The organism is Streptomyces sp. NPDC058401 (assembly GCF_042722885.1).
Lineage (GTDB): Bacteria > Actinomycetota > Actinomycetes > Streptomycetales > Streptomycetaceae > Streptomyces.
In genome coordinates this window covers 1-13176 of sequence record NZ_JBHXKA010000027.1, presented here as the reverse complement: position 1 = coordinate 13176, position 13176 = coordinate 1, and the positions used below count along the sequence as shown (strand labels likewise).

Genomic DNA, 13176 nt, shown 5'->3' with positions numbered 1-13176 from the left:
CCCGGGGCCGCTGCCCAGCGCTCCCGCGGGTCCTCACCCGGCGGCGGCGGACCACCCCGGGATCGTCGGCAGCACCGTCTCGGCCACGCGCAGCACCACCGCGTCGTCGGGCACCCCGCCGTCGGAGCGCCACACGTTCAGCTCGTAGGAGCCGCCGCCGTCCTGCGGGTCCAGGGCCACCACGAGGCCGCGGGTGGGGACGCCGGTGCCGGTGCCGGCGCCGCCGCCCGGGCTGAAGCTGAAGGTGATGGTGCGGTCCGAGTAGAAGATGGCCGGACGCCCCAGGACCGTCCGCGGCGGGGTGGTGTTCCACAGGAGCGGGGCCATGGTGGCGACCGTGAGCTGTCCGTAGGAGACCCTCAGGTGCGCGGTGTAGGTCTCGAACTCGACCGAGGCGGTCGGGGCGTGGACCTCCGTGTCGCTGCCGACGGGCTTGGAGGTGTTCCCGCCGCCGTTCGCGTTCTTGGCGGTCTCCCCCGGAGTGCCCAGCAGCTCGGGGAGATCGGGACGGTGCAGTGCCGCGCACAACTGCGCCCCGGTCACCTGCCCGGCCTCGGCCGGTGCGGCCGTCTCCTCGGGGAGTCCGTGCGAGCACGTGGCGGGCTTCGGCCCGCTGGTCGAATTCACCGATTCCCCGGCCACCCAGAGGCCGATTCCCATGGCCCCGATCAAGGCCACGGCCGTGAGCCCCTGCCCTATCGCGGCGCCCTTCGTGATCGTCCCGACGTCCTGGCTCATGTCCCCCACCTGCTGTGATCCCCCGATATGTGCCCGGGGAACGTAACCCGTGATCATCGGGCGGGCAAGGGAGTGACACTGGGGGTGGCGAGGCCGGATGACTGCTTTGCATAAACGTGCGGTCGTACGTATAGTCATGCCATCGAGGAGGAGGGTCCGATGGTGGTACGTGTAGCGGTGGCCGGTGCGAGCGGATACGCGGGCGGGGAAGTGCTGCGCCTGCTGCTCGCCCACCCCGAGGTCGAGATCGGCGCGCTGACCGCCAACTCCAACGCCGGGCAGCCGCTCGGTGCGCTCCAGCCGCACCTGGTGCCGCTGGCCGGACGCGTACTGGAGGCGACCACCCCCGAGGTGCTCTCCGGCCATGATGTCGTGTTCCTGGCCCTGCCGCACGGTCAGTCCGCCGCGGTGGCCGCCCAGCTCGGCGAGGAGGTCCTCGTCGTCGACATGGGCGCCGACCACCGGCTCCAGGACTCCGCCGACTGGGACAAGTTCTACGGCGCCCCGCACGCCGGTACCTGGCCCTACGGCCTCCCCGAGCTGCCGGGAGCCCGCGCGGCCCTGGCCGGCTCCAAGCGCATCGCCGTACCCGGCTGCTACCCGACCGCCGTCTCGCTCGCACTGTTCCCGGCCTACGCCGCGCAGCTCGCCGAGCCCGAGGCCGTGATCGTCGCCGCCTCCGGCACCTCCGGCGCGGGCAAGGCGCTCAAGCCGAACCTGCTCGGCTCCGAGGTCATGGGCTCCATGAGCCCGTACGGGGTCGGCGGCGGCCACCGCCACACGCCCGAGATGGTGCAAAACCTCAGCCCCGTCGCCGGACAGCGGGTCTCCGTCTCCTTCACGCCCACGCTGGCGCCGATGCCCCGCGGCATCCTGGCCACCTGCACCGCCAAGGCGCTGCCGGGCACCACGGCCGACGCGGTCCGCGCCGCGTACGAGAAGGCGTACGCGGACGAGCCCTTCGTCCACCTGCTGCCCGAGGGCCAGTGGCCGGCGACGGCCTCCGTCTACGGTTCCAACGCCGTTCAGATCCAGGTCGCGTACGACGAGGCCGCGCAGCGGATCATCGCGATCAGCGCCATCGACAACCTGACCAAGGGCACCGCCGGCGGCGCGGTCCAGAGCATGAACATCGCGCTCGGGCTTCCCGAGGCGCTGGGTCTTTCCACGATCGGAGTCGCACCGTGAGCGACGCCCGGGCAGCCACCGGGCTGCAGAGGACGACGATGGCCGCAGGGGCGCGCTGCCCGGGCGGAGAAGCGAACGAGGAGATGCAGTGAGCGTCACGGCAGCACAGGGGTTCACGGCGGCCGGCATCGCCGCCGGGATCAAGGCGAACGGCAATCCCGACCTGGCCCTCGTGGTCAACAACGGGCCGCGCCTGGCCGCGGCGGGCGTCTTCACCTCCAACCGGGTCAAGGCCGCCCCCGTCCACTGGTCCGAGCAGGTCCTGCGGGGCGCCACCGTCAGCGCGGTGGTCCTCAACTCCGGCGGCGCCAACGCGTGCACCGGGCCCAAGGGCTTCCAGGACACCCACGCCACCGCGGAGAAGGTCGCCGCCGTCCTGAACCAGCAGGGTCTCGGGAACGGCGTCAACGCCGGCGAGGTCGCCGTCGCGTCCACCGGCCTGATCGGCGTCCTGCTCCCCATGGACAAGCTGCTCCCCGGCATCGGGACCGCGGCCGCCGCGCTCTCCGCCGACGGCGGCGAGGCCGCCGCCATCGCCATCAAGACCACCGACACCGTGCACAAGACGGCCACCGTCTCCCAGGACGGCTGGACGGTCGGCGGCATGGCCAAGGGCGCGGGCATGCTCGCCCCGGGCCTGGCCACGATGCTCGTCGTCCTCACCACCGACGCCGATCTGGACAGCGCCACCCTCGACAAGGCGCTGCGCTCCGCGACCCGCACCACCTTCGACCGGATCGACTCGGACGGCTGCATGTCCACCAACGACACGGTGCTGCTGCTCGCCTCCGGCGCGTCCGGCCGGGTGCCGGCGTACGAGGCGTTCGCGGAGGCCGTACGGACCGTCTGCGACGACCTGGCCCGCCAGCTGATCGGCGACGCCGAGGGCGCCAGCAAGGACATCCGCATCGAGGTCGTCGGTGCGGCCACCGAGGAGGACGCGGTCGAGGTCGGCCGGTCCATCGCCCGGAACAACCTGCTCAAGTGCGCCATCCACGGCGAGGACCCGAACTGGGGCCGCGTTCTGTCCGCGATCGGCACCACGAAGGCCGCCTTCGACCCGGACCGGCTGAACGTCGCCATCAACGACGTCTGGGTCTGCAAGAACGGCTCGGTCGGCGAGGACCGCGACCTGGTCAGCATGAAGGGCCGCGAGGTCCGCATCACCGCGGACCTGTCCACCGGTGCGCAGTCCGCGGTCATCTGGGCCAACGACCTCACCGCCGAGTACGTCCACGAGAACAGCGCGTACTCCTCATGAGCACGGCAGGCAAGCACACCGCACGCAGGCACACCGCCCTGCCCAAGGCCGAGATCCTCATCGAGGCCCTGCCCTGGCTGACCCGGCACAACGGGAAGGTCGTCGTCATCAAGTTCGGCGGCAACGCCATGATCGACGAGGACCTGAAGGCCGCCTTCGCCCAGGACGTCGTCTTCCTGCGCCAGGCCGGTCTCAAGCCGGTCGTCGTGCACGGCGGCGGCCCGCAGATCAACGCCCAGCTGGACAAGCAGGGCCTGGTCAGCGAGTTCAAGGCGGGTCTGCGCGTCACCACGCCCGAGGCGATGGACGTCGTACGGATGGTCCTGGCCGGGCAGGTCCAGCGCGAGCTGGTCGGGCTGCTCAACCAGCACGGGCCGCTGGCCGTCGGCATGACCGGCGAGGACGCGCACACCATCACCGCCACCAAGCACCTGCCCGAGATCGACGGCGAGAGCGTCGACATCGGGCGGGTCGGCGAGATCACCGCGATCGACACCGGCGCGATCGAAGCGCTGCTGGCGGACGGCCGGATCCCGGTCATCTCCTCCATCGCGCGCAGCGCCGACGACCACCACGTGTACAACGTGAACGCCGATACGGCCGCAGCGGCGCTCGCCGCCGCGCTCGGCGCCGAGACGCTGATGGTGCTCACCGACGTGGAGGGGCTCTACGCGGACTGGCCCAACAGCGACGAGGTCATCAGCCGGCTCACCGTCAGCCAGCTGGAGAAGCTGCTGCCCGAGCTGTCCAGCGGCATGGTCCCGAAGATGGAGGGCTGCCTGCACGCCGTCCGCAACGGGGTGACCACCGCCCGGGTGATCGACGGGCGGGTCCAGCACTCGATCCTGCTGGAGATCTTCACCGACGAGGGCATCGGCACGATGGTCGTGCCCGACGCACAGGCGGCAGCACAGGCCGCCGACACCCAGGGAGGGGACCCCGCATGACCGGCAACCAGGCCACCGGCAACCAGCACTTCGCCGCCCGCTGGCAGGGCGCGCTGACCAACAACTACGGCACCCCCGCGCTGGCGCTCGTACGCGGCGAGGGCGCGCAGGTCTGGGACGCGGACGGCAAGCAGTACACCGACTTCGTCGGCGGCATCGCGGTCAACGCCCTCGGCCACGCGCACCCGGCGATCGTCACCGCCGTGACCGAGCAGATCTCCACGCTGGGCCACGTCTCCAACCTCTACGCCTCCGAGCCGGTCCTCGCGCTCGGCGAGCGGCTGCTCCAGCTCTTCGGCCGCCCCGGCAAGGTCTTCTTCTGCAACTCCGGTGCCGAGGCCGTCGAGGCCGCCTTCAAGATCGGCCGGCTGACCGGGCGGACCCACATGGTCGCCACCGACGGCGGCTTCCACGGCCGCACCATGGGCGCCCTGGCGCTCACCGGCCAGCCGAAGAAGCAGGGCCCGTTCCTGCCGCTCCCCGGAGACGTCACGCACGTTCCCTACGGCGACGTGGAGGCCCTGCGGGCCGCCGTCACCGAGGAGACGGCGCTCGTGATCATCGAGCCGATCCAGGGCGAGAACGGCGTGGTCGTTCCCCCGGCCGGATACCTGACCGCGGCCCGCGAGATCACCCGGGCCACCGGCACCCTGCTCGTCCTCGACGAGGTGCAGACCGGCATCGGGCGCTGCGGCCAGTGGTTCGAGCACCAGGCGCACGAGGGCGTCGAGCCCGACGTCGTCACGCTCGCGAAGGGCCTCGGCGGCGGTCTGCCGATCGGCGCCGTCGCCGCCTTCGGGCCCGCGGCCGACCTGCTCCAGCCCGGCCAGCACGGCACCACCTTCGGCGGCAACCCGGTCGCGTGCGCCGCCGGCCTCGCCGTGATCGACACCATCGCCGCCGACGGGCTCCTCGGTCAGGTCAAGGAGCGCGGCGAGCACCTGCGGGGCGGAATCGAAGGATTCGCACACCCGCTCGTCTCGCACGTCCGCGGCGCGGGCCTTCTGCTGGGTATCGTGCTGACCGAGCCGCTCGCACCGCAGGTGCAGGCCGCGGCTCAGGACGCCGGCTTCCTGGTCAACGCGCCCGCCCCCGACGTCGTACGGCTCATGCCTCCGTACGTGCTGTCCGAGGCCGAGGCGGACGCGTTCCTCCAGGCCCTGCCCGGCGTGCTGGACGCAGCGAAGTCCGCCGCGGACGTGGACGGATGATCAATCGGGGAATGGGACGACGATGAGTCAGGCGCAGGAACACGAGCCGAACGGGCAGTCCGTTCCGCAGACCCGCACCGCCCGCCACCGCCGGATCGTGGACATCCTCAACCGGCAGCCGGTCCGCTCCCAGAGCCAGCTGGCCAAGCTGCTCGCCGACGACGGGCTGAGCGTCACCCAGGCGACGCTCAGCCGCGACCTCGACGAGCTCGGCGCGGTGAAGATCCGCAACACCGGCGGCGAGCTGATCTACGCGGTTCCCAGCGAGGGCGGCTTCCGCACCCCGCAGGCGCCGCTCGGCGAGTCGGCGAAGGAGGAGCGCATGCGGCGCCTCTCCGGCGAACTGCTGATCTCGGCGGAGGCCTCCGCGAACCTCGTGGTCCTGCGCACCCCGCCGGGTGCCGCCCAGTTCCTCGCCTCCGCGATCGACCAGGCCGAGCTCCAGGCCATCCTCGGCACGATCGCGGGCGACGACACCCTGATGCTGATCAGCCGCGACCCGGCGGGCGGCCAGGCCCTCGCCGACCACCTGCTGAGGCTGGCCCAGAAGGAGGGCTGACCCCTCCTCAGTACCGGGTGACGGCCAGGTCGCCCGACTCCGTGCCGATCGCGATGTGCGGGTGCCTGCGCGGGTTCGCCCAGCGCAGTACCGCGCGCATCGCGTCCTCGGGGACCGACACGCAGCCGGCCGTCGCACCCTTGCCGTTCACGTGCAGGAAGATGCCCGCGCCCCGGCCCCGTACCGGGTGCTCGTAGTTGAAGGCGACGACCAGGGCGTGCGCGTACTGCTGCGCGTACGTGGTCAGGTGCTCCGCCTCGCCGGGCGCGCAGTCCGCGGGCAGCGGTTCCACCCAGCGGTTGTAGCTCGCCGAGGCGTTGTCCTGGCACCACCAGGCATCGGGGGTCACCCGCCGGTAGGGGTGCGCCGTACCGGCCGGGGCGCGCGCGATGCCGAAGGCGTAGGGGAGGGCGTACAGGCCGGCCGGGGTGGTGTTCGTGCCCTGGGTCCGGGTCGTGCCCTCGGTCAGCCCGTTCGCGCCGAAGCGGGCGGGCGCGCTCCCCACCGCGTGCCAGCGCCCCGCCCACCGGTTCCACCAGGTCAGGCGCCCGGTCGTGGAGCCGGGGGCCGGAGCCACGGCGGTGATCAGCTGACTGCCGCCGCCGGTGTCGGCGAGCCGGGCGGGCAGCGGCGGGTCGCCGTGGGGGCCCTGTACCAGCAGGCTGGTGACGATCAGTGAGGCGGCGAGGAGCGTGGTACGCAGCACACGTCAGACGGTACGGGGCGGAAGGGGCAGCGGCAGCGCAGGCAGGCCGTCGACGCTCACTCCGATGAACTCCTTCTTCTCGCAGTAGGCGTTGAACTCCTCGTCCGTCTTGCGGCCGAAGTACTCCGCGTGGAGCGTGCGCTCGCCCTGGTACTCCATGAAGGGGATGGCGTACCCGCACACGTCCGCGATCCGGCGGGCCTTGACGAGGATGACCGCGCGCGCCGCGGGTCCGTCGGCGTTCCCGAACAGCTCGACGAGCCCGTCCCAGCGCGGGTCGTCGCGGAAGACCGCCTCGCCGTCGCCGTGGATGCGCACGATGTTCGGCGGCCCGCTGAACGCGCACCACATCAGCGTGATGCGGCCGTTCTCGCGGACGTGCGCGATGGTCTCGGCGCCGCTGCCGCCGAAGTCCAGGTAGGCGAGGGTCTGCTCGTCGATGACGACGAGCGTCCCGGCGCGGCCCTTGGGGGAGAGGTTGACGTGGCCGTCGCCGGACAGCGGGGCGGTGGCCGTGAAGAAGATCGGCTGTTCCTCGATGAAGGTGCGGAGCCTGCCGTCAATGCGATCGTAGAGCTTTCCCATGGTTCGATTATCGGTGCGGCGGGGGCGGCGTGGGACGGCGTTTTCACCAGATGAGACGGGCCCTGCGCATCTCGCTCCGGTCGAGCTCGCCGAAGTACCGCTTGTAGAGCGCCCGCAGCCGGGCCGGTTCGAAGGCCTCCCGGCGGGCCGTCGCCTGCCAGTCCCACCTCCGCAGCAGGTCCAGGGCGATGCGCCGCAGCGCCGGGTCGGGGTCGTCCAGCGCGGCGGTCAGCGCCGGCAGCCCCTCGTCGGCCTGCCGGGCGGCCAGCAGCCGCAGGGCGGCCCGGCGGACGTGCGCCGGCCGGTCCGGCCGGGTGCGTGCCACCAGCGGGCCCGCCGGTATCCGGCCGGCCGTCGGGCGCAGCGAGCGGGCCGCCTCCCGGACCACCGCCGGCGCCGGGTCGTCCAGCAGCGCGGTCAGCACCTCCGGGCCGGGGCCGGCGTCGAGCAGCCGCAGCCCCGCGAGGGCCGCCGCCCGGATCCGGGCGTCCCGGTGGCCGAGCAGGCCGGTCAGCACGGCGGAGTCCGCCCGTACGTCGCATTCCGCGAGCCCGAGCACGGCCCCGGCCGACGGGGAATCGGCGCACAGCCGCAGGTACGCGGCGTGCGCATCGGCCCCGTCCTGGCGGAGCAGCCACCGGGCGCAGGCCCGTACCGTCCCCGACGGGTCGGCGAGGTGCCGGGGGGCCTCAGCGGCCCGGCCGGCCGCGCGCAGGGCGGTGACGCCCGCCGCCCGGACGAATCCGGCACGGGAGCCCAGCAGCGCGTCCACGGCGGAGTCCTCGGAGCCGTGCGCGGCCAGGGAGGCCAGCGCTGCCTCCGTCCACAGGCGCCGCAGGACGGCGTCCGGCTCCCCGGCTGCGCGCCGGGCCAGTTCGGGGGCCGTGAAGGAGCCCGCGGCCTCCAGGGTGATCCGTACGGCCGCCCGGCGCGTCCGCAGGTCGCGGTGGGTGCACAGCTCCGCCCGGACTCCGGCGTACCGGGGCTCGCGCAGCGCGGCCTCGAACGCGGCGACGGCCCAGCGGCCCTCGCGGCGCTCCGCGAGGTGCATCACCATCGGGGTCAGGGCGCGCAGGGTGTCCGCCCCGGCATCCCGCAGCGCATCGGCGACGAGGCTCCGGGCGGCCTCCCGGACCTGCCGGGTCCAGTCGGCGCAGCGCAGCACGGCCAGCGGCAGCAGCCCGGGGACGCCCGCGGCCCCGGCGAGGGCGCGCTCCCGGATCCGCCCGTCCCAGTGGCACAGGGCGGTCGCGGGGTGCGAGCCGAGGGCCTCGCCGTGCTGGGGGGCCATGTACCGCACCCCGAGGTCCAGCGCGGTCCAGGCGGCCGGGTCCTCGGTGTCGAGCACCTCGTCGAGCGGCGGCTCCGTACCGTCGGCGAGCTTCAGTGCCGCGTCGCGGCCCGCGGCCAGCCCCCACTCCGCGGGCTGCTGCAGCAACCGGCGGGCCCAGCCGCGTACGGCGGGGTCGCGGTGCGAGGTCAGGGACCGGGCGATCCGGCGCCGGACCGGGAGCGGGCGCTGCTCCAGCAGGGCCAGTGCCACGACCCGCACGGGGGCGGGCCGGCCGGCCGCGAACAGCTCCAGCAGCCAGGACTCCGGCCGGGTGCGGGCGTACGGGAGCACCAGCGAGCGGGCCTCGCGGGCGACGGGCGGATGCGGATCGGCCAGGTACGCCAGCAGCTCTTCCGCGGTGGCGGCGCCGTGCCTGCGCAGGCCGGAGACGGCCGCGGCCCGCACGCGTCCGTCGGGGGCCCGGGCGAGGACCCGCAGGAGCGGCAGGTCCGAGGCGTCGCCGGCCTCGGCCAGCCCGAACACCGCCCCGGGCACCGGGGATTCCGCGCACAGCCCGCGGTAGTGGGCCGCCGGGTCCTGCCCGGCGGCGCGCAGCTCCCGGCGGGCCGCCTCGCGCATCCGCGGCGCGGGGTCCGTCAGGTGGGCGGCCACCTCGCCGGCCCGCCCGGCGCGGCGCAGCTCGCCGACGGCGGTGACCCGCAGGGAGGTGCGGTCCTGGGCGAGCAGGAAGTCGAGGAGGGGGCCGGGGAGGGGGTCGGTGAGGGCGTCGGGCCGGGCGTCCAGGGCGGCCCGGGCGGCCTCCTCGCAGCGGGCGCGCACCACCCGGTCCCGGCTCGCGGCGGCTGTTTCCAGGAGCCGCCCGGGTGTCAGGCTGCCCGCCTCCAGGGCCAGTTCGAGGGCGGCCCGCCGGGTGTCGGGGGCCGGTCCGGTGAGGACGAGCCCGGCCACCTGCTCGGTGCCGAGCATCCCGGAGTGCAGCGCGGCGTGGCGGATCCGTGAGGCGGGGTCCGCGGCGAGTTCCGCGACGCGGTCCGCCGGGAGCAGTCCGTGGGCCAGGGCGGCCCGGACGGCGGCGCAGCGGGTCTCCCGGTCGGGGTCGTCCGTCAGCCCGGTGATCAGGCCGGCGGGGACCGCCCCGAGCCGGTCCAGGCACAGCCCCCAGCCCCAGGCTCCGTACCGGCGCAGGCTCAGCAGCAGGGCGAGCGGCGCCAGGGCGGGTACGAGATCGGCCGCACCTCCACCGGCCGCCGCATCCAGTTCCGCGGTCAGCACCGCCCGCGCCCGCTCCCGTACGGGCTCCTCCGCGTCGGCGCACCGGATCAGCACCAGCTCCAGGACCTCGGGCCGGCCGCCCGCCCGCCCGAGGGCGGCCTCCCGCACCCGGGGGTCGGCGTGGCACAGGCAGAGGGCGAGCTCGGCGGCGGCCGGGGGCGTGGCCGCCCAGGTCGCCCCGTGTCCGTCGTGCCAGTGCGGGGCGGTGCTCCAGTCGGCGATCTCCCGCTGGTCGAACCAGTGCGGGCCCACCCGGACGGTGCCGGAGGACTTCCAGCCCATGTGGCGGGAGAAGGTGGCCCAGTAGACGCCCCCGTCGAGTTCCGCCCATGCCCGCGGGCCGTCGCCGTCTAGGGCGCGGGCGGGGTCCTTGCCGTGCAGCAGCCGGGCGGCGGGTGAGCGGAATTGGGTCCGGGACAGGGGCGGGAGCATCTCCATGCGCGCACTCTAGGTGGTTGGCATGCCCGCTGACCTCCTGTTATTCCCTCGATTGACGAATCATGCAGACCAGTGCATAGTTATGCCTATCGCTGGATGCACCGTGTAAGGAGAACCCCGTGGCCGAGCGCGTCGTACTCGCCTATTCAGGCGGTCTGGACACCTCCGTCGCCATCGGCTGGATCGCCGAGGAGACGGGCGCCGAGGTCATCGCCGTCGCGGTGGACGTCGGCCAGGGCGGCGAGGACCTGGACGTCATCCGCAAGCGGGCGCTCGCCTGCGGCGCGGTCGAGGCCGAGGTCGCCGACGCCCGGGACGAGTTCGCCGACGAGTACTGCCTCCCGGCGATCAAGGCGAACGCCCTCTACATGGACCGCTACCCGCTGGTCTCGGCCCTCTCGCGGCCGGCCATCGTCAAGCACCTCGTGGCCGCCGCCCGCAAGCACGGCGCCACCACCGTCGCCCACGGCTGCACCGGCAAGGGCAACGACCAGGTCCGCTTCGAGGCCGGCATCGCCGCCCTCGGCCCCGACCTCACGTGCATCGCCCCGGTCCGCGACTACGCGATGACCCGAGACAAGGCCATCGCCTTCGCGGAGAAGGCGGACCTGCCGATCGCGACCACCAAGAAGTCCCCGTACTCCATCGACCAGAACGTCTTCGGACGCGCCGTCGAGACGGGCTTCCTGGAGGACATCTGGAACGCGCCGATCGAGGACATCTACGAGTACACCGCGGACCCCGCCCTGCCGCGCGAGGCCGACGAGGTCGTCATCTCCTTCAAGGAGGGCGTCCCGGTCGCCATCGACGGCAAGCCCGTCACCGTGCTCCAGGCCATCCAGCAGCTCAACGAGCGCGCCGGGGCCCAGGGCATCGGCCGGATCGACATCGTCGAGGACCGGCTCGTGGGCATCAAGTCCCGCGAGGTGTACGAGGCTCCGGGCGCGATCGCGCTGATCACCGCCCACCAGGAGCTGGAGAACGTCACCGTCGAGCGCGAGCTGGCCCGCTACAAGCGGCAGGTCGAGCAGCGCTGGGGCGAGATGGTCTACGACGGCCTGTGGTTCTCCCCGCTCAAGCGCGCACTGGACGGGTTCATCAACGAGGCCAACCAGCACGTCAGCGGTGACATCCGGATGACCCTGCACGGCGGCCGCGCCGTGGTCACCGGCCGGAAGTCGGACGAATCGCTCTACGACTTCAACCTCGCCACCTACGACTCGGGCGACACCTTCGACCAGTCGAAGGCCCAGGGCTTCATCGAGATCTTCGGGCTCTCCTCGAAGATCGCGGCCCGTCGCGACCTCGCCTGATCTGGCACCGTAGTACGACACCGCAGTACGAACTGTCTCCCCGTTACCTCCGCGACGGGGAGGCGGTTGCACATCCGAAGCCATGCACGTTCTTGAGGAGCAGTAGCTGTGAGCAGCAACAACGGTGGTGACGTCCGGCTCTGGGGCGCCCGGTTCGCCGACGGTCCCGCCGAGGCCCTCGCGAAGCTGTCCGCGTCGGTCCACTTCGACTGGCGCCTGGCCCCGTACGACATCGCGGGCTCCAAGGCCCACGCCCGCGTGCTCGCCAAGGCGGGCCTGCTCACGGCCGACGAACTCGACCGCATGATCGCCGGGCTGGACCAGCTCGCGGTCGACGTGGAGAACGGCTCCTTCACCGGCACCATCGCCGACGAGGACGTCCACACCGCACTGGAGCGGGGCCTGCTGGAGCGGCTCGGCGCCGACCTCGGCGGCAAGCTGCGCGCCGGCCGGTCGCGCAACGACCAGATCGCCACCCTCTTCCGCATGTACCTGCGCGACCACGCCCGGATCGTCGGCGGCCTGATCGCCGACCTCCAGGACGCGCTCGTCGGTCTCGCCGAGGCGCACGCCGACGTGGCCATGCCGGGCCGGACCCACCTGCAGCACGCGCAGCCGGTGCTCTTCGCCCACCACGTACTGGCCCACGTGCAGGCCCTGACCCGGGACGCGGAGCGGCTGCGCCAGTGGGACACCCGCACCGCGGTGTCCCCGTACGGTTCCGGCGCCCTGGCGGGCTCCTCGCTCGGCCTGGACCCGGAGGCGGTCGCCGCCGATCTCGGCTTCGAGCGCGGCTCGGTCGGCAACTCCATCGACGGCACGGCCTCGCGCGACTTCGTCGCCGAGTTCGCCTTCGTCACCGCGATGATCGGGATCAACCTGTCCCGGATCGCGGAGGAGATCATCATCTGGAACACGAAGGAGTTCTCCTTCGTGACCCTGCACGACGCCTTCTCCACCGGGTCGTCGATCATGCCGCAGAAGAAGAACCCGGACATCGCGGAGCTGGCGCGCGGCAAGTCGGGCCGCCTCATCGGCAACCTGACGGGTCTGCTGGCCACCCTGAAGGCCCTTCCCCTGGCCTACAACCGGGACCTCCAGGAGGACAAGGAGCCGGTCTTCGACTCCTGCGACACCCTCGAAGTCCTGCTGCCGGCCTTCACCGGCATGATGGCCACCCTCACGATCAACCGGGAGCGGATGGAGGCGCTGGCCCCGGCCGGCTTCTCCCTCGCCACCGACATCGCGGAGTGGCTGGTCAAGCAGGGCGTGCCGTTCCGGGTGGCGCACGAGGTGGCCGGCGAGTGCGTCAAGGAGTGCGAGGGGCTCGGCATCGAGCTCGACGAGCTCACGGACGAGCAGTTCGCGAAGATCTCGGAGCACCTGACCCCGGAGGTCCGTACGGTCCTCAACGTCAAGGGCGCGCTGGCCTCCCGGGACGGCCGCGGCGGCACCGCCCCGTCGGCGGTGGCGATCCAGCTCACGGAGCTGAAGGCCGACCTGGTCATCCAGCACGCCTGGGCCACGCACAAGAACTGACCGCCGAGAGCAACCGCGGTGCCCGCAGGGGCGGGGGGGGGGCCCCCCGGGCCCGCGCCCCCCCCCGCGGGGGTGGGCCCCCCCCGGCCCCGCCCCCCAGAAGGCCCGCCCCCCCCCCGCCCCCC

General features: G+C 73.3%; 11 protein-coding genes. 7 read left to right on the top strand and 4 right to left on the bottom strand.

The genetic code is table 11. The annotated features are described in order from the left end of the window. Positions 1-33: 33 nt before the first annotated feature. Positions 34-738: a DUF6215 domain-containing protein gene (locus tag ACFWNV_RS12860; RefSeq protein ID WP_383944866.1), complete on the bottom strand. Its 705-nt coding sequence runs from the start codon at positions 736-738 to the stop codon at positions 34-36. A gap of 159 nt (positions 739-897) precedes the next feature. On the opposite strand from ACFWNV_RS12860, the gene argC reads away from it, so the two are divergent. From argC to ACFWNV_RS12835, 5 genes are all read left to right on the top strand, one after another. After that, positions 898-1926, top strand: a complete 1029-nt coding sequence (argC, locus tag ACFWNV_RS12855; RefSeq protein ID WP_383944863.1) for an N-acetyl-gamma-glutamyl-phosphate reductase — start codon at positions 898-900, stop codon at positions 1924-1926. A gap of 88 nt (positions 1927-2014) precedes the next feature. Beyond that, positions 2015-3187 carry a bifunctional glutamate N-acetyltransferase/amino-acid acetyltransferase ArgJ gene (gene argJ / locus ACFWNV_RS12850; RefSeq protein ID WP_383944860.1) on the top strand — a complete coding sequence of 391 codons (1173 nt, stop codon included), beginning with the start codon at positions 2015-2017 and terminating at the stop codon, positions 3185-3187. After that, positions 3184-4134, top strand: a complete 951-nt coding sequence (argB, locus tag ACFWNV_RS12845) for an acetylglutamate kinase (protein ID WP_383944857.1) — start codon at positions 3184-3186, stop codon at positions 4132-4134. Before argJ ends, argB begins: the two co-directional genes overlap by 4 nt. Next, positions 4131-5345, top strand: coding sequence for an acetylornithine transaminase (locus ACFWNV_RS12840; protein ID WP_383944854.1), 1215 nt, complete (start codon positions 4131-4133; stop codon positions 5343-5345). Before argB ends, ACFWNV_RS12840 begins: the two co-directional genes overlap by 4 nt. A 22-nt stretch (positions 5346-5367) precedes the next feature. Further along, positions 5368-5904, top strand: coding sequence for an arginine repressor (locus ACFWNV_RS12835; RefSeq protein ID WP_250744663.1), 537 nt, complete (start codon positions 5368-5370; stop codon positions 5902-5904). Positions 5905-5911: 7 nt separating this feature from the next. On the opposite strand, the gene ACFWNV_RS12830 is transcribed toward ACFWNV_RS12835, so the two are convergent. The 3 genes from ACFWNV_RS12830 to ACFWNV_RS12820 are packed head-to-tail and all read right to left on the bottom strand — an operon-like array spanning position 5912 to position 10199. Further along, the gene (locus ACFWNV_RS12830) at positions 5912-6607 is read right to left on the bottom strand and encodes a L,D-transpeptidase (RefSeq protein ID WP_383945021.1); all 696 of its coding nucleotides are present in this window, start codon (positions 6605-6607) and stop codon (positions 5912-5914) included. Positions 6608-6613: 6 nt separating this feature from the next. Then, positions 6614-7195 carry a pyridoxamine 5'-phosphate oxidase family protein gene (locus ACFWNV_RS12825; RefSeq protein WP_383944851.1) on the bottom strand — a complete coding sequence of 194 codons (582 nt, stop codon included), beginning with the start codon at positions 7193-7195 and terminating at the stop codon, positions 6614-6616. A gap of 43 nt (positions 7196-7238) precedes the next feature. Beyond that, a complete protein-coding gene (locus ACFWNV_RS12820) occupies positions 7239-10199 on the bottom strand; it encodes a hypothetical protein (protein ID WP_383944848.1) in 2961 nt (986 codons plus the stop codon). Between the two features lie 119 nt (positions 10200-10318). Between ACFWNV_RS12820 and ACFWNV_RS12815 the strand changes: the two genes are divergently transcribed. Beyond that, positions 10319-11512: an argininosuccinate synthase gene (locus ACFWNV_RS12815; protein ID WP_383944846.1), complete on the top strand. Its 1194-nt coding sequence runs from the start codon at positions 10319-10321 to the stop codon at positions 11510-11512. Positions 11513-11620: 108 nt separating this feature from the next. Beyond that, a complete protein-coding gene (argH, locus tag ACFWNV_RS12810) occupies positions 11621-13051 on the top strand; it encodes an argininosuccinate lyase (RefSeq protein WP_383944843.1) in 1431 nt (476 codons plus the stop codon). Positions 13052-13176: the final 125 nt, after the last annotated feature.